Genomic DNA, 20,197 nt, shown 5'->3' with positions numbered 1-20,197 from the left:
GGCGGGGGGGGGGGGGTTTGGGGGCCCGGCGGGGGGGGGCGGGGGGGGCCCGGCCCCCCACTTCGGCGTTCTGCGCGGTGCGGGCGGGGGCTCGGGCCCTGCGCCCGGCGGTCGCGGCAGGCGCACCGGCACGACGCCCCGCGACACGCCGCGGGGCGGTCCCGGCCGGCCGGGGACTCGTACGCTGGGCGGATGGGCTGCGATCAGGAGTGGGTGCAAGCGGTCGTCGCGGCCCTGCCGCGGGCGGCGATCGTGCAGGGCGGCGACGAGCGGGTGATCGCCGTCAACCGGCGCTTCACCGAGATGTTCGGCCTCGACGGCCGGGAGGTCGACCTGACGCCCGGGGCGCCGCTCGACCCCGTGGTCGAGGCGGTCTGCGCGCGGTTCGCAGCCCGCCCCGACTGGGTCGTCGACACGGTCCACGCCATCGCCGCACGGAAGGTGCACCGGGCCGCCGAGATCGAACTCGTCGACGGCCGCACCGTCCGGCGCGACGTCGAACCCCTCTACGACCGGTCCGGGGCCGTCGTCGGCTCGCTGTGGACGGCCGAGGACATCAGCGCGGCCAAGCGCCGCGAGCACGCGCTCGAACGCGACAACCAGGCCCTCGCCGAGCTCGCCCGGCAGCGCAACGACTTCCTCGCCGCCGCCTCCCACAACCTGCGGACGCCGCTCACCTCCATCCTGGGCTTCTGCGCGCTGCTCGCCGACCCCGCCGGCGGGCCGCTGGAAGCCGGGCAGCGGGAGTTCCTCGACGCGATCGCGCGCAACGCGCGGCGGATGGAACGCGAGATCACCGCCCTCATGGACACCACCGCGATGCGGGCGCCGCAGCTGGCGCTGGAATTCGGGCCGGTCGACGTCGGGCGGATGCTGACGCAGGCGGTGCTCGACCGGATGGCGACGACCGCCGCGGCGGGCGTGTTCACCGTGCTGGACGCGCAGGCGGGGCCGGCGCTGCACGGCGACGAGCACCGGCTGGCCGCCGTACTGGCCAATCTGCTGGAGAACGCGGCGAAGTTCACCCCGCCCGGCGGCCGGATCCGGGTGACGGCCGAGGCCGGTGCGGGGGAGTGGACGGTGGCCGTCGCGGACACCGGGATCGGGGTGCCGGAGCAGTACCGCGAGGAGATCTTCTCCGGGTTCACCCGCGCCCCCAACGCCGAGGACGGCGGCTTCGCCGGGACCGGGCTCGGGCTGGCGTTCAGCCGGGCGATCGCCCGGCGGCACGGCGGCGACCTCACCGTGGGGCCGGCTGCCGGGGGCGGGGCGGTGTTCACGCTGCGGCTGCCGCTCGGGGGGCCGGACGCCGGGGCCGGCCGGTGACGCGGATCCTGGTGGTCGAGGACGACGCGGACGTCGCGACCGTCCTGCGGGTCCTGCTCACCCGGGCCGGGTACGAGGTCCTGCAAGCAGAGGACGGCCGCGAGGGGATGCGGCGGCTGTTCGACGCCGAGCCGGACCTGATGGTGCTCGACATCGGGCTGCCGGGGCTGGACGGCTGGCAGGTGCTCGAACGCACCCGGGACATGACCGACCTGCCGGTCCTGCTGCTCTCCGCCCGGGGCGCCGAGGCCGACCGGGTACGGGGGCTGCGGGCCGGGGCCGACGACTACCTCGGGAAGCCGTTCGGGCACGAGGAGCTGCTCGCGCGCATCGAGGCGCTGCTGCGGCGGGCCGGGCCGGCGCGGTGGGCGGGCGCCGCGCAGGACACCGCGCTGCGGCTGGTGCCGGAGCGGCGGTCGGCGGTGTGGCGGGGGGTGGAGGTGCGGCTCAGCGACATCGAGTACCGGTTGCTGCAGATGCTCGTGCGGAATCGGGGGCGGGTCGTCACCACCGAGCAGCTGCTGACGGAGGTCTGGGACGATCCGGCCGGGCTCGGCCGGGACCGGGTCAAGTTCGCGGTCCTCCGGCTGCGCCGCAAGCTCCAGCAGGCGGCCGATCGGGCCGATCCCCCCATCGAATCCATCCGAGGCCTCGGCTACCGCTACCTCCCCGGCCCGTAGCCCCCCGATCACCACCGGGGCTCCACCCCGGACCCCGCGCCTCAAACGCCGGCGAGGCCGGGGGTGGAGGCGCCGGCCCCCGGGCTCCGCCCGGACCTGCTCCTCAAGCGCCGGAGGGGCTGGATGTGCGGCGCCGGCCCCCGGGCTCCGCCCGGACCCCGCGCCTCAAACGCCGGCGAGGCTGGGAGTGGCGGCGCCGGCCGCCGGGGCTCTGCCCGGACCTGCTCCTCAAGCGCCGGAGGGGCTGGGGGTGGCGGTGGCCGGTTCACGGGCTCTGCCCGGACCCGCTCCTCAAACGCCGGAGGGGCTGGATTCGCCCCGCAGGGTGTCAAGCTGCCGGAGGGGCTGGATGCGCCCCCCGCATGTCTCAATGCCGGTGGGGCCGGAGGGGCCGGCAGGGGACCTGTGGCGCGGCGTGGCGGGGCGGACGGCCCGGGAGGGCGGGGGCGGAAGGTCCCGCGGGTCGCGGGACCAAAGGCCTTCGCGGCCGCGGAGGACGCATCCGCAACCGTGCAGCAACCGAAAACACCCCGCCGCGCAACCCGCACCGCACACGCTGACGACCCCGCCCGCCCCCCACCGCAAGGAGCCCGCGTGTCCGCCCTGCCACCCCGCAGCATCGCCCTCGTCCTCGGCACCCGCCCCGAGCTGGTCAAGCTCACCGAGCTGATCACCCTGCTGGGCCCCGCCGCGCACGTCGTCCACACCGGGCAGCACTACGACGAGGAGATGTCCGGCCGGTTCGTCAGCGAGCTCGGCATCCCCGAGCCGACGTACCTGACCGGCATCGGCGGCCGCCCCCGCGCGGTGCAGATCTCGGCGGCCCTGGAACAGCTCGACGCGCTGTTCGCCGAGCAGCCCCCGCTGGCCGTCGTCGTCCAGGGCGACACCAACGCCGCACTGGCCGGTGCGCTGGCCGCCAACGCCCGCGGGCTGCCGCTCGTCCACGTCGAGGCCGGGCTGCGCAGCCACGACCGGGCCATGCCGGAGGAGCACAACCGGGTCCTGATCGACCGGCTGGCCGACGTGCTGTGCGCGGCCACCCCGGAGAACCGGGACAACCTCGTCGCCGAGGGCGTGGCCACCGACCGCATCGAGATCACCGGCAACACGGTCGTCGAAGCCGTGCACGGCCGGCTGCCGGACTCCGGGGTACGGGCGGAACTGCTGAGCTCCCTCGGACTGGAGGAGGACGGATACGTCCTGGCCACCGTCCACCGGCCGGAGAACACCGACGATCCGGAGGCCCTGGAGGCCGTCCTCACGGAGCTGGCCGCGCTCGCGCGCGACCTGCCGGTGGTGGTGCCGCTGCACCCGCGGACCCGGGACCGGATCGAGGCGGCCGGGCTGACGGGGCTGCTGGCGGGACTGCGGGTGACGCGTCCGCTCGGCTACCGGGACTTCCTGGCGCTGGCCCGGCACGCGGCGCTGCTCGTGTCCGACTCGGGGGGTGTGCAGGAGGAGGTCACGGTGCTGGGGCGGCCGCTCGTCGTGGTGCGCAACTCCACGGAACGGCCGGAGGCGATGGCGGACTTCGCGGTGCTGGTGCGGCCGGGGCCGGAGCTGGGGGCGGCGGCGCGGGCGCGGCTGCGGGGCGGGGCGGCGGAGCGGGATCGGCTGGCGGCCCTCCCCAGTCCCTTCGGTGACGGCACGGCCTCCCGGCGCATCGCCACCCTCCTCACCGCCCACGCGGCCTGACCCCGCGCCGGGGCTCTGCGCCTCAAGCGCCGGCGGGGCCGGATTTGCCCCGCGGGGTCTCAAGCGCCGGGGGGCTGGATGTGCCCCCGCAGGGTTGAAGCGTCGGCGGGGTTGGATTTCGGCCCGCAGGGCCGCTCGGGGGCGTACGTACAAGAATTTGGAGTCGGCATGTCCGGGCACCCGCTCGTGTTTCTCTTTCCCTTTCTGCTGCTCGCAGGGTTCCTGCTGTACTGGGCCGGATCCCGCCGCGCCTACCGGCGCCGGGAGGCGGCCCCGCACGGTGACCCCGCAGCCTTCGCCTGGCACTTCTTCGTGCCCTGCCGCGACGAAGAGGCCGTGGTCGGCGGCACCGTGAGCCGGCTGCGGGCCGACTTCCCCGCCGCCCACGTCTGGGTCGTCGACGACGACAGTGACGACCGCACCGGCGCGATCGTCGCGGAACTCGCCGAGGACGACCGCCGCGTGCACCTCGTGCGCCGGGTGCGGCCGGAGGCCCGTACCGGCAAGGGCGAGGCGCTGAACGCCGCGTACGACCAGCTCGGCGAGTTCCTGCCGGCCGACGCCGACCGCGACCGGATCGTGGTCTGCGTGGTCGACGCCGACGGCCGCCTCGAACCCGGTGCCCTCGCCCCCGTCAGCGGCCCCACCGGCTTCGGCGACCCCGAGACCGGCGGAGTGCAGGTCAGCGTGCGGATGCGGAACGTCGACGACGAGCGCCCGCTGCCCGACCGCGGCCGGCTGCCCAACGCCTTCGCCCGCCTCCTGGTCCGCGTCCAGGACATGGAGTTCGCCGTCTCGAACGCCGGCATGCAGCTGCTCCGCATGCGTACCGGCTCCGTCGGCCTCGGCGGCAACGGCCAGTTCACCCGCCTCTCCGCCCTCGACCGGATCGCCGCCGCCGAACTCCGCCCGTGGCGCCGCGGCGCCCTCCTGGAGGACTACGAACTCGGCCTCCACATGACCCTCGCCGGCCACCGCATCACCCACATCACCGACACCTGGGTCTCCCAGGAGGGTCTGCCGTACGCCCGCCGTCTGCTCGCCCAGCGCACCCGCTGGGCCCAGGGCAACCTCCAATGCGCCCGCTACGCACCGAAGATCCTCTCCTCGCGGCACTACCGCGGCAGCGGCATCCTGGAGACGCTGTACACCTTCGGCCAGCCCCTCGCGCACCTGCTCACGGTGGCGCTGACCGGGGTGCTGCTGGTCGCGGCGGGGCTCGGCGCGTTCACCCTGTGGCTGCCGGCGCTCGTCCTCGCGGCCGTGTCCGTCGCCCCGTTCGTGCTGTGGGGCCCGCTGTACCGCAAGGACCACGCCCCCGAAGCCTCCCGGCTACAGGCCCTGCTGTGGGGCGCGGCCCTGTGGCTGTACGCGTACCACCTGTTCCCGGTGTCGGTAAGGGCGTTCGTCCGCATCCTGCGCGGCCGGACCGGCTGGGCGAAGACCCGCCGCAACGCCGAGTCGCCCGCCACCGGGCCGGTGGCCGTCGAGGCGTGACGCGCGCCCCCTCGCCCGCTCCAGTGACGCGGCCGGCCGCCTGCCGGGAACGGCCGCGTCACCGGGAGTCCACCGGAACGCGGTGGGGAATTCCTCCCCTTCCGTGATGTGATGGGGTCATGATCGAAGAATTTCTGGCACGCGGCCTGCCCGATGTCGAGGAGGCCGTCCGCAAGGCGGCGGCGGTCGAGATCATGCCGAGGTTCCGGCAGCTCGCCGAGCACGAGGTCGACGAGAAGAACGGCCCGCACGACCTGGTGACCGTCGCGGACCGCAAGGCCGAGGAGCACCTCACCGCGGCCCTCACCCGGCTCCTGCCCGGCTCGGTCGTGGTGGGTGAGGAGGCCGTCCACGCCGACCCGACGGTATACGGGGCGCTGCGCGGGGACGCCCCCGTGTGGATCGTCGACCCGGTCGACGGCACCCGCCAGTTCGTGAACGGCGAACCGGAGTTCTGCACCCTCGTCGCCCTCGCCCGGCGCGGCGAGATCCACGCCTCGTGGACGTACGCCCCCGCCCTGGAGGAGCTGACGACCGCCGTGCGCGGCGCCGGCGCCTTCGTCAACGGGCAGCGGATCAGCAGCGGTTCGCCCGAGCCGGGGGCCGACCTGCGCGTCGCCACCGCACACCCGCTCTACACGAGCGACCACGACAAGGCGGTCCTGGCCCGCCTCGACGTGCCCGGCGTCGCCGCCCGGCCGTGCGGCTCGGCCGGACTCGAGTACCTGAAGGTCGCCCGCGGCGAGATGGACGCCCTTGCGTTCACCTGGCCCTCCGCGTGGGACCACGCGGCCGGACTGCTGCTGGTGGCCGAGGCCGGCGGCGCGCAGACCACCGTCGCCGGCGAGCCTTTCCGGGTGGACCGGGACAACGCGCTGCCGTTCGCGGTCGGCCGGGACCTGGTGACCGCCGAACGGATCCGCGACCTCCTCCGAGGCGAGGCATAGAGCCTCTTGAGCGGGGCGCACTACGCTGGGGCCCCGGGCCTGAGGCCACTACCGCCGGCAGACGAAGGAGTCCGAAGGTGCCGTCGATTCTCGATGCGGTCGTGGTGGGGGCCGGTCCCAACGGACTGACGGCCGCGGTCGAACTGGCCAGACGCGGCTTCTCCGTCGCCCTTTTCGAGGCCGCGGACACGGTCGGCGGCGGAGCCCGCACCGAGGAGCTGACGCTGCCCGGGTTCCGCCACGACCCGTGCTCCGCGGTCCATCCGCTGGGGGCCGGCTCGCCGGTCTTCAAGACGATGCCGCTGGAGCGGTACGGGCTGGAGTGGCTGCACGCCCCGCTGCCGATGGCGCACCCCTTCGACGACGGCGGGGCCGCCGTGCTGTCGCGCTCGGTCGCCGAGACCGCGGCGTCCTTCGGGCCCCGGGACGCCGGTGCGTACCGCCGGCTCGTCGAGCCGTTCCTCGGGCGCTGGGACACCCTGGCGCGGGACTTCATGTCGCTGCCGTCCACGGCACTGCCGCGGGACCCGGTGACGCTGGCCCGGTTCGGGCTGGCCGGACTGCCGCCGTCGACGTGGCTGCTGCGGAGGTTCCGCGACGAGCCCGCCCGGGCGCTGTTCGCCGGGCTGGTCGCCCACGTCATCGCACCGCTCGGCGGGATCGGCACCGGGGCCGTCGGGCTGGTGTTCGCGCTCGCCGCACACGCCGGGGGGTGGCCGATGCCGCGCGGGGGATCGCAGTCCGTCTCGGACGCGCTGGCGGCCTACCTGAGGGACCTCGGCGGGCAGGTGCACACCGGGTTCGAGGTCAAGCGGCTCGACGACCTGCCGCCGGCGCGGGCGTACGTCTTCGACACCTCGCCGACCGCGCTGGCACGGATCGCGCGACTGGGCAACGCGTACGGGAACTACCGGTACGGCGCGAGCGTGTTCAAGATCGACTACGCCCTGTCCGGGCCGGTGCCGTGGACGGCGCCGGAGGCGCGGCGGGCCGGGACCGTGCAGGTCGGGCCGCGGCTGCGGGACATCGACGCGGCGCTGCAGTTGGCCTCCGGGGGGCGGGCGCCGCGCAGCCCGTTCCTGATCACGGCCCAGCCCAGCCTGGTCGATCCGGGGCGGGCGCCGGAGGGCAAGCACGTCTTCTGGGCGTACGGGCACGTGCCGCAGGGGTGGGACGGGGACCTGACCGAGGCGGTGGAACGCCAGCTGGAGCGGTTCGCGCCGGGCTTCCGGGACCTGGTGCTGGCCCGGGCCACGGCCGGGCCGCCGCAGCTGGCCCTGCGCAACCCGAACTACGTCGGCGGGGACATCGCGTGCGGCGCCGCGGCCGGGTTGCAGCTGCTGCTGCGTCCCCGGCTGTCGCTGCGGCCGTACGCGACACCGCACCCGGCCGTGTTCCTGTGCTCCTCGGCGACGCCGCCGGGACCGGGCGTACACGGCATGTCGGGCCACAATGCGGCCAAGGCGGTCTGGCGCCACCTGCGCACCCCCTGACACTGCGGGGCGAGACCAGGCCCAGGGGGTGACCGGGGCGCGGGGTCCGGGGCGCGGCCCCGGGACGGGGACGGCGCCCGTGCGATGCTCGGGGCAGGACGGCGAGGGAGGTCATGGCAGTGGTGGAGATCCGGCTCGTGCAGGGGGACATCACGGAGCAGGCGGTGGACGCGGTCGTCAACGCCGCGAACTCCTCCCTGCTGGGCGGCGGCGGAGTGGACGGCGCGATCCACCGCCGCGGCGGCCCCGGCATCCTCGCCGCCTGCCGGGACCTCCGCGCCTCCCACTACGGCAAGGGCCTCCCCACCGGAGCGGCCGTCGCCACCACCGCCGGCCGCCTCCCCGCCCGCTGGGTGATCCACACCGTCGGCCCGGTCTGGTCCCGCGACGAGGACCGCAGCGCCCTGCTGGCCTCCTGCTACCGCGAATCCCTCCGCGTCGCCGACGAACTGGGCGCCCGTACCGTCGCCTTCCCTGCCATCTCCACCGGCATCTACGGCTGGCCCATGGACGACGGCGCCCGCATCGCCGTCGACACCGTCAGGTCCGTCCGCACCACCGTCGAAGAGGTGCGCTTCGTCCTCTTCGACGCCGCCGCACACGCCGCCTTCACCAGCGCCGTCGGCTGACGCACGGCCGCCCCGGCACCCCCGGACGTACGCTGGAGGAGACCCGTGTCCCGCCCCGCGGGAGCCGAGCGGAGGTGTTGGTGTGACCGCAGCGCCGATTTCCCGTGGGCGGGGCGCCGCCGTCTGGGAGCCGGAGACCGTGACGGCCGAGCCGTACAACGCCCAGACGCCGGCCGCCGCACTCGCCGAGGCCGTCACCCCGGTGAGCGCTCTCTTCGTACGCGACCACTTCGGCGTCCCCGAGGTCCCGCCCGGCGGCTGGACGGTGGAGATCGGCGGCGCGGCGGCCGCCCCGTTCACCCTCCGGTACGCGGAGCTGCTCGGCATGCCGCACCGCGAGCTGGACGTACTCCTGGAGTGTGCGGGCAACGGACGGGCCCTGATGTCGCCCCGCCCGCCGGGTCTCGCCTGGGACCAGCGGGCGGTCGGCTGCGCGCGGTTCGCGGGGGTGCCGTTCGCGGAAATCGCCGCCCGGGCCCGCTTCGACGCCCGGACCGCCGAGGTCGTCTTCACCGGCGCCGACGCAGGTACCGTACGAGGCCGCCGCACCCCGTTCGCCCGCAGCCTGCCCCTCGACGCGGCCTGCCACCCCGACACCCTGCTCGCCACCCGCATGAACGGGGAGCCGCTCGCGCCCCGGCACGGCGCCCCGGTCCGCCTGGTGGTTCCCGGCCGGTACGCGGTTGCCGACGTGAAGTGGCTGGCCGGCGCGCACGCCGTGACCGAGCCGTTCACCGGGGTGTTCCAGACCGAGGACTACCGGTACGAGGACTCCCGCGGGATGCCCGACGGGCCCGTCACCACCCTCCGCGTCAAGTCCCTGATCACCGCGCCCGAACCGGACGAGGACCTGCGGCGCGGCCGCGAGACCGTCGTCACCGGCAAGGCCTGGTCGGGCGGCGGCGTCCCGGTCCGCCGGGTGCAGGTCCGGGCCCGCTACGCGGGCGACCCGGGCGAGGGCGGCGACGGCATCGGCGGCAATGGCGGGACCGCGGACACCGCCTGGCAGGACGCCGTGCTCGAAGCCCCCGCCGGGCCGTACGCCTGGACCGCCTGGTCCTGCCGCTGGACGCCCCGCCGGCCCGGCCCCTACACCCTGCAGTCCCGCGCCACCGACGCCCGCGGCGACAGCCAGCCGGACCGTGCGCCCTGGAACGCGCACGGGTACGGCTGCAACCCCGTGGCCCGCGTGGACGTGGTCGTCGTCTGAAGGACCGGTGACCCGAGGTGACGGAGATCGAGATCATGACCACCGCCTCCCTCGGCGACACCAGCTACCTCCTGGTCAGCGGTGACGAGGCGGCGGTGGTGGACCCGCAGCGCGACAGCTGGGAGCTGGCGGAGTCCTGCACCGCCCGCGGCGTGCGCATCCGGTACGCGCTGGAGACGCACGTCCACAACGACTACGTCTCCGGGGCGATGGAGCTCCGCGCGGCGACCGGCGCGGTCATCGCGGGCCCGGCCCGCGCCCCGTACGCCTTCGACCACCTCGGGCTCGCCGAGGACGACGAGATCCGGATCGGCGACGCGACCGTACGGGCCATGGAGACGCCGGGTCACACCGCGGAGCACACGTCGTACCTGCTGTTCGACGGCGATGCCGGCGGCGAGGGCAGGGAGCCGGAACCGGTCGCGGTGTTCACCGGAGGCAGCCTGCTCGTCGGTACCGCGGGGCGCACCGACCTGTCCGGCGAGCACCGTACGGAGGAGCTGGCGCGCGCCCAGTTCCGTTCGCTGCGGCGGCTCGCGCTGCTGCCCGATGCGACGCGGGTGCTGCCGACGCACGGGGCGGGCAGCTCGTGTTCGGCCGGGGCGGCCGGCGGGGAGCGGACCAGCACCCTCGGTGCCGAGCGGCGCACGAATCCGGCGCTCGCCGGGGACGAGGAGGCGTTCGTCCACGGCCGGATGGCCGGGCTGCCGCCGTACCCGGCGTACTACCACCACATGGCGCCGGTGAACCGGGCCGGGCCGCGGGTGCTCGGCGGCCTGCCCGAGCCGCGGCCGCTCACGCCGGTGGTGGTCGAGGGGCTGGCCGGGGGCGGGGCGCAGATCGTCGACGGGCGGGACCGGGTGGCGTTCGCCGCCGGGCACCTGCCGGGGGCGGTGTGCGAGGAGCTGGACGAGCGGTTCGCGGGGCTGGTGGCGGAGGTGGTGCCGTTCGGGGCGCGGCTGGTGCTGGTGGTGCCGGAACCGGAGGCGGCCGCGGCGCGGGAGGCGGTGCGGCAGCTGCTGCGGATCGGGTACGAGGACGTGGCCGGGTGGCTGGCGGGGGGTGTCGGGGCGTGGGTGGCGGCGGGGCGGTTGCTGCGGTCCTTCCGGACGGCGCCGGCGGCTTCGCTGGCGGGGCGGCTCGACGGGCGGCTGGTGCTCGACGTCCGGCCGACGCGGCCGGAAGGGGGCGTACCGGGGACCGTGCACGTTCCGCTGCCCGACCTGCCGCGTCGCCTCGGGGCGCTGCCCCGCGACCGTGAGATCTGGACCGTCTGCGGAACGGGGCGCCGGGCGATGATCGCCGCCAGCCTGCTCCACCGGGCCGGGCTTCCCGTGACGGCCCTCACCCCCGGCGGCGTCTCCGCCCTCCTCTGACTCCGTGGGCCCGGTGCCCGGCGGGGAAGATCCAGCCCGTCCAGGGGGTACCTCCCAGCCCCCTGGGGCTGGGCGGGTCTGAGGACCGGGGTCCGGGGCGGAGCCCCGATCTTCGAGCCGCGCCGTGCGAAGTCAGGGCCGCTCGGGGCCGTCGTGGCGGGTACGGCCGTACGCGTACAGCGCGGCGGCCAGTACGGACAGCGCGCACCACGCCCCCAGCCCCACTCCGATCCAACCGAGCACACTCATCGCCGCCCCTCACCAGCCCAGGCCGCCGTGGTCCCGAGGACCACATACCCGGACACGGGGCGCCTCAAGTCCCGACGCCCCGCCCCGGCCCGAAGGGGCAGCCCGGCTCCGACGGCCCGGCCCGCCCGAAGGGGCAGCCCGCCCCGCCCGGAAGACGCAAAAACCCCCGCCCGGCAGCCCGGGCAGGGGTTCTCGCACCAGCTCAGAGCACGTCGGCCGCGATGTTGCGCGCGACCTGCTCCAGCAGCGGCCCCGCGTTCGCGATGCACTTCGCCGTGTCCGGCTCGATCTCCGTGAGCGGGTAGGCCCGCCGGATCCCGGCCTCCTGGAGCGCGGACTGCGGCAGGGCCAGCCGGCCGCAGACCGCCACGACCTCCTTGCCGGCAGCCCGGGCCGCCGCCGCCACACCGGCCGGCGCCTTCCCGTGCAGCGTCTGCTCGTCGAGCGAGCCCTCGCCGGTGATGACCAGCGTCGCTCGCTCCAGCGCCGGCGCGAACCCCAGCACGTCGAGCATCAGCTCGATGCCCGGCCGGAAGCTCGCACCCAGCCCGACCAGCGCGCCGTACCCGATCCCGCCCGCACCACCGGCACCCGGCGCGACCGCGCACTCCGCGGCCTTCGGCCCGATCGCCTTCTCCAGCACGGTCGCGTAGTGCGCGAGCGCCGCATCGAGCGCCGCCACGTCCTCGGGCGTGGCGCCCTTCTGCGGGCCGTACACCGCCGGCGCGCCCTTGGGGCCGGTCAGCGGGTTGTCGACGTCGCTCGCCAGCACCAGCTCGACCTCGGCGAAACGCGGGTCGAGGCCGGACAGGTCCGCGGAGGCCAGGCCGGCGAGGGGACCGCCGCCCGGTGCCACCGGCTCGCCGTCGGCGTCCAGGAAGACCGCGCCCAGCGCCGCCAGCATGCCCGCGCCGCCGTCGGTGGTGGCGCTGCCGCCGACCCCGAACACGATCGTCGTGGCACCCGCGTCCAGTGCCGCCCGCAGCAGCTCGCCCGAGCCGTACGTGGTCGCGGTCAGCGGAGCGAAGACGCCCTGGGGGAGCAGCTGGAGCCCGGAGGCCTCCGCCATCTCCACCACCGCGGTGCCGTCGCGCAGTGCGAACGCGGCCGTGACCTGCTCGCCGAGCGGGCCGGTGACCCGTACCTCCCGGCGCTCGAAGCCGGCCGCCACGGCGGCGGCGACGGTGCCGTCCCCGCCGTCCGCCACGGGGAGGGTCTCCACCTCCACCCCGGGTACGGCGGCCTTCAGCCCGGCCGTCACCCGCTCCGCGACCTGCACGGCCGTGAGCGAGCCCTTGAATTTGTCCGCGGCGATGAGTACGCGCGCGGCCTCAGTTACTGCTCCGTCCGTCACCTTGCTGATCCCTTGCTATCGAACGTGCAGTCGCGCCACCCCGAGCCTATCCGGAGGATCCTCCTATGCCCATGGGTGCCCTGGATCACACCCGGCGCGCCACGCCGGAAAATCCTGATATTCACCCTCATAGTGGGGCGGCATGACGACGGAATCACTGGACCAGCCTTCCGGCTCCGCCCCGGCCCCCGGCCCCGGCGGCGCCGGAGCCCCCGCCGCCGACAGCCCGCCCGACCGGGCGGTGGTCGCGACCGGGATCGCGGTGGTGCTGGCCGTGGTCGCCTGGGCCGCACTCGGCAAGGAGTCCTTCGACTCGGCGTCGAGCACCGCCCTGAAGTGGGTCCTCGACAACTTCGCCTGGCTCTTCGTGATCGCCGCCGACCTGTTCCTCGTCATGTGCGTGGTCCTCGCCGCCGGCCGGTACGGGCGGATCCGGCTGGGCGCGGACGACTCCGAACCGGAGTTCACCACCGGCTCCTGGATCGCCATGATGTTCAGCGCCGGCATGGGCATCGGCCTGATGTTCTACGGAGTGGGGGAGCCGCTCACCCACTACCTCAGCCCGCCCCCGGCCACCGGCGCCGAGCCCGGCACCGGCGCCGCGGCCCGGTCGGCCATGGAGTACTCCTTCTTCCACTGGACCCTCACCCCCTGGGCGATCTACGGAATCGTCGGCCTCGCCCTGGCCTACGCCACCTTCCGCAAGCGCCGCGGCAACCGCCTCAGCTCCGCGTTCGTCCCCCTCCTGGGCGCCCGCCGGGCCGACGGCTGGCAGGGCCGGGCCATCGACCTGCTCGCCGTGTTCGCGACCGTCTTCGGCACCGCCACCAGCCTGGGCCTGGGCACCCTCCAGGTCGCCGAGGGCCTGAACATCACCGCCGGCGTCGAGGACTCCACCGCCGGCCGGCTCGTCATCATCGGCGCGCTCTCCGCCGCCTTCGTGCTCTCCGCCTTCTCCGGTCTGCACAAGGGCGTCAAATGGCTGTCGACGATCAACATCTTCCTCGCCGCCGCCCTGATGCTCTTCGTCTTCGTCCTCGGCCCGACGGTCTACGTGCTCGACGTCATCCCCGCGAGCATCGGCGGCTACCTGCACGAGCTGATCCCCATGGCCAGCCGCACCGGGGCCTTCACCGACCCCGCCTGGCTCGGCGCCTGGACGATCTTCTACTGGGCGTGGTGGCTGTCCTGGGCGCCGTTCGTCGGCACCTTCATCGCCCGGATCTCCCGCGGCCGGACCATCCGCGAGTTCCTCATCGGCGTCCTGCTGGTGCCCAGCGGCGCCACCGTCGTCTGGTTCTGCGTGATGGGCGGCACCGCGATCCGCCTCGACTCCACCGGCGCCGCCGACCTCGCCGCCAAGGTCAAGGACGGCGCCGAGGCCTCCCTCTTCGCGATGCTCGACGCGCTGCCGCTCGGCACCGCCACCTCGTGGGTCGCGATGGTCCTCGTCATGACCTACTTCGTGACCAGCGCCGACTCCGCATCCCTGGTCATGGGCTCGCTCACCAGCCGCGGCTCCCTGCACCCGCCGACCTGGCTGGTGGTCACCTGGGGCGTGCTCATGGCCGCCGTCGCCGCCGTGCTGCTCGTCGCCGGCGGGCTCAAGTCCCTCCAGACCGCCACCATCCTGGTCGCCCTGCCCTTCGTGGTCGTCATGCTGGCGCTGTGCTGGGCGCTCGTCACGGAACTGCGGGCCGACCCGGGTGCCGGGCCCGCCCGCCACCACCCCCTGCACGGGCTGCGCGACGCGGTCCGCGCCATGGTCGGCGAAGCCGTCACCGAGCACAGGGCGCCCCGCCACCCCCGCCTGCGCCGGGCCGCCGAAGCCCGCCGCGACCGCGACGACGCGGGCGGAACCCCGAGCGCATGACCGGCCGCCCCGACGACGACGGCACCCCCGCCGCCGGATCCCCCGCCCCCGGTACGCTCGCCGACCGGATTCTCGGCGGCTGGCTCGGCCGGATCGCCGGGAACATGCTCGGCAAGCCCGTCGAGCAGGGCGAGCACTGGACCCGCAGCCGCATCGACGCCTACCTGCGGCGGGCCGGCGCCCTCCCGCTCACCGGCTACCTGCCCCCGCCGGCCGCCCTCGACCCGCCGCCCGCACCCGGCGAGTTCCAGCTGCGCCCCGAGTGGCCGCAGTGCGTGCGCGGCGCCGTGCACGGCAGCTGCCGGGACGACGACGTGGACTGGTCGCTGCTCGCCCTGCGGCTGCTGGAAACCCACGGCCCGCAGTTCACCACCGAGCAGGCCGGCGAGAACTGGCTGCTCGGCCTGCCCTACCTGCAGACGTTCACCGCCGAACGCGTCGCCTACCGCAACCTCGCCAACGGTCTGCGCCCGCCCCTGACCGCCACCTACGACAACCCGTACCAGGAATGGATCGGCGCCCTCATCCGGGCCGACGTCTACGGCTGGACCTCGCCCGGCGACCCGCGCCGCGCCGCCGCCCTGGCCCGCCGCGACGCCGTGCTCTCCCACACCGGCAACGGGGTGTACGCCGCGATGTGGGCCGCCGCGACCATCGCCGCCGCCTTCACCGCCGCCGGCCCGCGCGACGCCGTCGAGGCGGGTCTGTCCCGCATCCCCGGCGGCAGCCGGCTCGCCCGCACGGTCCGCCGGGTGGTCTCCCGGTACGAGGCGGGCATCGGCTGGGAGGGCACCCTCGCCGAACTGGAGGAGGAGAGCGCCGGCCTCGGCTGGATCCACGCCGTCCCCAACGCCGGAGTGATCACCGCCGGGCTCCTGTACGGCGAGGGCGACTTCACCCGCACTCTGGAACTCACCGTCCGCGCCGGCCTCGACACCGACTCCAACGGCGCCACCGCCGGTTCCGTCGCCGGCGTCCTGTGCGGCGCCTCCCGCATCCCCGGCCAGTGGACCGGCCCCCTCGCCGACCGGGTCCGCAGCGCCGTCGCCGGTTTCGACGGCGCCTCCATCCGCCAACTGGCCGCCCGTACGGTCCTCCTGGCGGCGGAAGCACCCCCTAGGCTGTGCCGACGTGACGACCTCTGAGGACTACACCGCGTACATCGCGAGCCTGCCCCGGGTGCTGGCCGGGGCCGCCGCCCTCTACCGCGACGACGAGGGGCGCGTGCTGCTCGTCGAGCCCAACTACCGGGCAGGCTGGGCGCTGCCCGGCGGCACCGTCGAGTCCGACGGCGACGAGACGCCCCGGCAGGCCGCCCGCCGCGAGAGCGCCGAGGAGATCGGGCTGGACCTGCCGCTGGGCCGGCTGCTGGCCGTGGACTGGGTGCCCGGCGCCGACCGTCCGCCGCTCGTCGCGTACGTCTACGACGGCGGGGTGCTGAACGCCGGCCAGTTCGCCTCGATCACCCTCCAGGAGGAGGAGCTGCTGTCCTGGCGCCTCGTCCCGCGCGCCGAGCTCGCCGACTACCTCCCCGCCCAGCTGGCCACCCGGATCGCCTCGGCGTACGACGTACTGGAGAGCGGGGCCGGCACCGCCGAGCTGGAGAACGGCCAACCGGCCCACTGACCCGCCCCCGACCGGTTCACCCCCGTTTCGGACTCCCGGCGCCCGGGGACACTGCGCGGCGGAAGGGAGCGCGATGACCTGGCTCGGTTGGGAAAGCCTCGGGGGAACACTGACGAGCGGACCGGGGGTGTCGTCCTGGTCGCGCGGACGGCTCGACACCTTCGTCCGCGGCACCGATTCCGCCCTGTGGCACAAGTGGTTCGACAACGGCTGGTCGGGCTGGGAGAGCCTGGGCGGAGTGCTGACCTCCGAACCGGCCGCCGTCTCCTGGGCCTCCGGCCGCATCGACGTGTTCGTCCGCGGCACGGACTCGGCGCTGTGGCACAAGTGGTTCGACAACGGGTGGTCGGGCTGGGAGAGCCTCGGCGGCGTGCTCACGTCCGCCCCCGCCGCCGCGAGCTGGAACAACGGCCGGCTCGACGTGTTCGTCCGCGGCACCGACGCGGCGCTGTGGCACAAGTGGTTCGACAACGGCTGGTCCGGCTGGGAGCGGCTGGGCGGGGTCCTCACCTCCGCCCCCACCGCCGTCTCCTGGGCCTCCGGCCGCATCGACGTCTTCGCCACCGGCAGCGACTCGGCGCTGTGGCACAAGTGGTTCGACAACGGCTGGTCCGGCTGGGAGAGCCTCGGCGGCTTCCTCACGTCCGCCCCCACCGCGGCCAGCTGGCGCAGCGGCCGGCTCGACGTCTTCGCCACCGGCGGCGATTCGGCGCTGTGGCACAAGTGGTTCGACAACGGCTGGTCGGGCTGGGAGAGCCTCGGCGGCACCCTCACCACCGCCCCCGCCGCCGTCTCCTGGGACGACAACCGCATCGACGTCTTCGCCGGTGGCACCGACAGCGCCATGTGGCACCGCTGGTGGGACCTCGTCCCGACGGTCCGGCTGCACGCCAAGATCCTCACCGCGCCGAACGTGCCCGTCGCCACCGCCGTCCAGCGCATGCGCGACGTCTACGCGAACGCCGGCATCGCCGTCACCCTCGCCTCGACCGAGAACCTGAACCTGCCGGCCCTCGACGACGTCGACGTCGGCGAGTGCCGCCTCGGCCAGACCACCGCCGAACAGAACCAGCTGTTCGGCAACCGCAACAACGCCGGCGCGAACGACGTGGTCGTGTACTTCGTCCGGTCCACCAACCCGCCGTTCAACGGCTGCGCCGCGCACCCCGCCGGCCGGCCGGGAGCCGTCGTCGCCCAGGGCGCCACGCAGTGGACCCTCGGCCACGAGGTCGGGCACGTCCTGGGGCTGCGGCACGTCGACGACAACGACCGGCTGATGACCGGCAACGGCACGGCGAACATCACCAACCCGCCGCCCGACCTGATCGCGAGCGAACGCCAGACCATGCTCGCCAGCCCCTTCAGCCAGGACGTCTAGGAGGCCGACGTGACCGTGACCATGGAGACCGTCCGGCAGGCCCTCGAACCCGAGGAGCCCGACTACGCCGCGGCCGCCCGGCTGGGCCCCGGCAGCCTGCCGCACCTCAGGGAGCTGGCCCGCGGCGCCGACCTGATGCTCGCCACCAAGGCCGTGTACGCCGCCAGCCTGCTCGACGGGGACCAAGGCGGCGACGTGGTCGAGGGCGCGGCCCGCAGCGGCGAACCGCTGCTGCGGGTGGCCGCCGCCGGGGCGGCCGTGAACCTGCCCGCCGAGGCCGCCGTCGGCGTACTGGGCGAGCTGGTCGCCGACCCCGACCCGGGGGTCCGCAAGGTCGCCTGGAACTCCGTACCGCCGGACGCCCCGCCGGAGCTGGTGTCCCGGCTGCGGACGGCCGAGGAGTCCGCGGCGCCGCCCGCCGCCCCCCGGGAGATTGGTGCGGAGCCGGGCCCGCAGACCCTGCTGTACTCGCCGATGCCCGGCGAGCGGCCCGGCGGGGCCGGGCTGATGCCCGGCGAGGACCCCGCGGGCGGGGACGGCCTGATGCCCGGCGAGCGGGCCGGCGGGGCCGAGGGTGCGGACCGTCCCGCGCCCGGGCTCATGCCGGGGGAGAAGCCTCCGCGGCCGTGACCCGGCCGGCGCCCCGCCCGTCCGCGGCCGGGGCGCCGACCGGGGTCAGAACAGCGCGTCGGGGCCGGCCGCCGGCTCCCGGCCGCTCTCGAACGCGAGCAGCCGCACCTTGCGGTCCAGACCGCCGCCGTAGCCGGTCATGCTGCCCGAGGAGCCGATGACCCGGTGGCAGGGCACGATGATCCCGACCGGGTTCTTGCCGTTGGCCAGGCCGACCGCCCGGGACGCGCCCGGCTTGCCGAGCCGCGCGGCCAGCTCCCCGTACGACCAGGTCTCGCCGTAGGGGATCCGCACCAGCTGGTCCCAGACGCTGCGCTGGAACTCGGTGCCGTCCAGCCGCAGCGGCAGGTCGAAGGACTTGCGCTCGCCGGCGAAGTACGCGGCGAGCTGCCGCACCACCTCCGGGAACGGCTCCTCCTCCGGTGCCGCCCGCGGCCCGAACGTCTCCTCGGCCGGCCGGTGCCGCTGCCCGGTCATGTAGAGCCCGCTGAGCACCCCCTCGGTCGCGACCAGCGTGAGCGGGCCGTACGGGCTGTCGATGACGGTGTGCTGTCGTTCCATGACGCTGCTTCTCTCCGGTCGGGGGAGGTCGGGGGGTGGTGAGGAGGGGGCGGTGCGGGTGGTCAGGCGGGCATGAGGTTGACCGGGTGGTCGTCCGTCGCCCACAGGTGCTGGACGGCGTACGCGCGCCAAGGGCGCCAGGCGGCCGCCCGGGCGGTCAGCGCGGCGGGGGTGTGCGGCAGGCCCAGGCCCTGGGCGGCCCGGCGGATCCCCAGGTCGGAGGGGAGGAACGCGTCCGGATCGCCCAGGGCGCGCATCGCGATCACCTCCACCGTCCACGGGCCGAACCCGGGCAATCCCGACAGCCGCTCCCGGGCCAGCTCCCAGTCGCTGTCGATGCCCAGCGGGAGCGAGCCGTCCGCGAGGGCACCGACCAGGGTGGTCAGCGTCGCGCGGCGGCTGCGCGGCAGGGCCAGCGCCTCCGGGTCGAGCGCGGCCAGCTCCGCCATCGACGGGAACAGCCGGGTCAGGCCGCCCTCCGGGTCCTCCACGCGTTCCCCGTGCGCCACGACCAGGCGCGCCGCGTGCGTACGGGCCGCCGCCGTGGACACCTGCTGCCCGAGCACCGCGCGTACGGCGAACTCGGCCGCGTCCACGGTGCGCGGGACCCGCCGGCCCGGGGCCTTCGCCACCAGCGGGGCCAGTAGCGGGTCCGCGGCCAGCAGCTCGTCCACGGCGGCCGGGTCGGCGTCCAGGTCGAGCAGCCAGCGGCAGCGGCTGATGGCGATCGTCAGGTCGCGCAGGTCGGTCAGGGCGAGCCGGCACTCCACGTACCCGGGGCGAGGGGCGAGCGCAGCGATCCCGGTGCCGTAGGGGAGGCGCAGGGTGCGGCGGTAGGCGCCGTCGCGCCACTCCTCGACGCCGGGCACGGCCGTCGCGGCCAGGTGCCCGAACAGGTTGTCGGGGTGCAGCGGGGCCCGGTACGGCAGGCGCAGCGTGAGGACACCGGGGGTCTGCGGGCCGGCCCCGGGGCCGCGGGCGGCGCGGGTCCGCAGCTCGGTCGGGGAGAGCGCGAACACCTCGCGGACCGTGTCGTTGAACGTCCGGATCGAGGAGAAGCCGGCGGCGAACGCGACGTCGGCCATCGGCAGCGCGGAGGTCTCGATGAGCAGCCGCGCGGTCTGGGCGCGCTGGGCGCGGGCCAGGGCGAGCGGCCCGGCCCCCAGCTCGGCGTTCAGCTGGCGCTCGATCTGGCGCGCGGAGTAGCCGAGCCGGGTGGCGAGGCCCTGGACCCCTTCCCGGTCCACGACCCCGTCCCGGATGAGGCGCATGGCCCGAGCCACGCTGTCGGCGCGGGCGTTCCACTCCGGGGAGCCGGGGCTGGTGTCGGGCCGGCACCGCTTGCACGCCCGGAACCCGGCCTGCTGGCAGGCGGCCGCGCTGGGCAGGAAGGTCATGTTCTCGACCTTCGGGGGTACGGCGGGGCAGCTGGGCCGGCAGTAGATCCGCGTGGTCAGCACGGCGGTGAAGAACCAGCCGTCGAACCGGGAGTCCTTCGACTGCACGGCCCGGACGCAGCGCTCGGTATCGGTGTGCATGCCTCCAGGATCCGGCACGCGACTGCCTCCGGCTGGCGGTTTTCCGACATCGAGATTTCCGTCCCCTGTCCCGTCACCGGTACGCCCCGCAGGGCGCAGGGTCCGGCAGGGGGAGAAACCCGAGCCCGTCCG

17 protein-coding genes are annotated in these 20,197 nt (G+C 75.3%); 14 read left to right on the top strand and 3 right to left on the bottom strand.

Annotation, left to right across the window (positions count from 1 at the left end):
* The first annotated feature begins 192 nt into the window (after positions 1-192).
* The 9 genes from LG634_RS31015 (at position 193) to LG634_RS30975 (ending at position 10,856) form a co-directional block, all read left to right on the top strand.
* Complete coding sequence (locus LG634_RS31015; protein WP_226738685.1) at positions 193-1,326, top strand: PAS domain-containing sensor histidine kinase; 1,134 nt, start codon at positions 193-195, stop codon at positions 1,324-1,326.
* Positions 1,323-2,006, top strand: a complete 684-nt coding sequence (locus LG634_RS31010) for a response regulator transcription factor (RefSeq protein ID WP_226738683.1) — start codon at positions 1,323-1,325, stop codon at positions 2,004-2,006. Before LG634_RS31015 ends, LG634_RS31010 begins: the two co-directional genes overlap by 4 nt.
* 594 nt (positions 2,007-2,600) lie before the next feature.
* Entirely contained in the window at positions 2,601-3,704 is a 1,104-nt protein-coding gene (gene wecB, locus LG634_RS31005; RefSeq protein ID WP_226738681.1) for a non-hydrolyzing UDP-N-acetylglucosamine 2-epimerase, read from the top strand.
* A 168-nt stretch (positions 3,705-3,872) separates the two neighbouring features.
* Complete coding sequence (locus tag LG634_RS31000; RefSeq protein WP_226738679.1) at positions 3,873-5,201, top strand: XrtP-associated glycosyltransferase; 1,329 nt, start codon at positions 3,873-3,875, stop codon at positions 5,199-5,201.
* A 119-nt stretch (positions 5,202-5,320) separates the two neighbouring features.
* On the top strand, positions 5,321-6,148 hold the full coding sequence (locus LG634_RS30995) for an inositol monophosphatase family protein (protein WP_226738677.1): 828 nt from the start codon (positions 5,321-5,323) through the stop codon (positions 6,146-6,148).
* A 77-nt stretch (positions 6,149-6,225) separates the two neighbouring features.
* Complete coding sequence (locus LG634_RS30990) at positions 6,226-7,641, top strand: phytoene desaturase family protein (protein WP_226738675.1); 1,416 nt, start codon at positions 6,226-6,228, stop codon at positions 7,639-7,641.
* 119 nt (positions 7,642-7,760) lie between these two features.
* Positions 7,761-8,270 carry an O-acetyl-ADP-ribose deacetylase gene (locus LG634_RS30985; protein WP_226738687.1) on the top strand — a complete coding sequence of 170 codons (510 nt, stop codon included), beginning with the start codon at positions 7,761-7,763 and terminating at the stop codon, positions 8,268-8,270.
* Positions 8,271-8,352: 82 nt separating this feature from the next.
* Entirely contained in the window at positions 8,353-9,480 is a 1,128-nt protein-coding gene (locus LG634_RS38345; protein WP_226738673.1) for a molybdopterin-dependent oxidoreductase, read from the top strand.
* A gap of 17 nt (positions 9,481-9,497) precedes the next feature.
* Positions 9,498-10,856, top strand: coding sequence for an MBL fold metallo-hydrolase (locus LG634_RS30975; RefSeq protein ID WP_226738671.1), 1,359 nt, complete (start codon positions 9,498-9,500; stop codon positions 10,854-10,856).
* A 451-nt stretch (positions 10,857-11,307) separates the two neighbouring features.
* On the opposite strand, the gene LG634_RS30970 is transcribed toward LG634_RS30975, so the two are convergent.
* Positions 11,308-12,459, bottom strand: coding sequence for a glycerate kinase (locus LG634_RS30970; protein WP_226738669.1), 1,152 nt, complete (start codon positions 12,457-12,459; stop codon positions 11,308-11,310).
* Between the two features lie 142 nt (positions 12,460-12,601).
* On the opposite strand from LG634_RS30970, the gene LG634_RS30965 reads away from it, so the two are divergent.
* The 5 genes from LG634_RS30965 to LG634_RS30945 all read left to right on the top strand — a co-directional run bounded on the left by LG634_RS30965 (position 12,602) and on the right by LG634_RS30945 (position 17,966).
* A complete protein-coding gene (locus tag LG634_RS30965; protein WP_226738667.1) occupies positions 12,602-14,332 on the top strand; it encodes a BCCT family transporter in 1,731 nt (576 codons plus the stop codon).
* Entirely contained in the window at positions 14,329-15,477 is a 1,149-nt protein-coding gene (locus LG634_RS30960) for an ADP-ribosylglycohydrolase family protein (protein WP_226738666.1), read from the top strand. The genes LG634_RS30965 and LG634_RS30960 overlap by 4 nt, the downstream gene beginning before the upstream one ends.
* The gene (locus LG634_RS30955; RefSeq protein WP_226738664.1) at positions 15,464-15,958 is read left to right on the top strand and encodes an NUDIX domain-containing protein; all 495 of its coding nucleotides are present in this window, start codon (positions 15,464-15,466) and stop codon (positions 15,956-15,958) included. The genes LG634_RS30960 and LG634_RS30955 overlap by 14 nt, the downstream gene beginning before the upstream one ends.
* A 73-nt stretch (positions 15,959-16,031) precedes the next feature.
* Positions 16,032-17,336: a DUF8189 domain-containing protein gene (locus LG634_RS30950; RefSeq protein WP_226738662.1), complete on the top strand. Its 1,305-nt coding sequence runs from the start codon at positions 16,032-16,034 to the stop codon at positions 17,334-17,336.
* Positions 17,337-17,345: 9 nt separating this feature from the next.
* A complete protein-coding gene (locus tag LG634_RS30945; RefSeq protein WP_226738660.1) occupies positions 17,346-17,966 on the top strand; it encodes a HEAT repeat domain-containing protein in 621 nt (206 codons plus the stop codon).
* Positions 17,967-18,011: 45 nt separating this feature from the next.
* Here LG634_RS30945 and LG634_RS30940 read toward each other — a convergent pair whose 3' ends face one another.
* Both LG634_RS30940 and LG634_RS30935 read right to left on the bottom strand, forming a co-directional pair.
* Entirely contained in the window at positions 18,012-18,527 is a 516-nt protein-coding gene (locus tag LG634_RS30940; RefSeq protein ID WP_226738658.1) for a methylated-DNA--[protein]-cysteine S-methyltransferase, read from the bottom strand.
* Between the two features lie 62 nt (positions 18,528-18,589).
* Positions 18,590-20,065 (bottom strand): AlkA N-terminal domain-containing protein, encoded by a 1,476-nt coding sequence (locus LG634_RS30935; protein ID WP_226738656.1) that lies wholly within the window; start codon positions 20,063-20,065, stop codon positions 18,590-18,592.
* Between the last annotated feature and the right edge of the window lie 132 nt (positions 20,066-20,197).

It is taken from the genome of Streptomyces bambusae (assembly GCF_020532645.1).
In the GTDB taxonomy this organism is placed as follows: Bacteria; Actinomycetota; Actinomycetes; order Streptomycetales; family Streptomycetaceae; genus Streptomyces; species Streptomyces bambusae.
The sequence above is the reverse complement of the archived record's forward strand: the minus strand, read 5'-3'. Positions and strand labels throughout refer to the sequence as shown.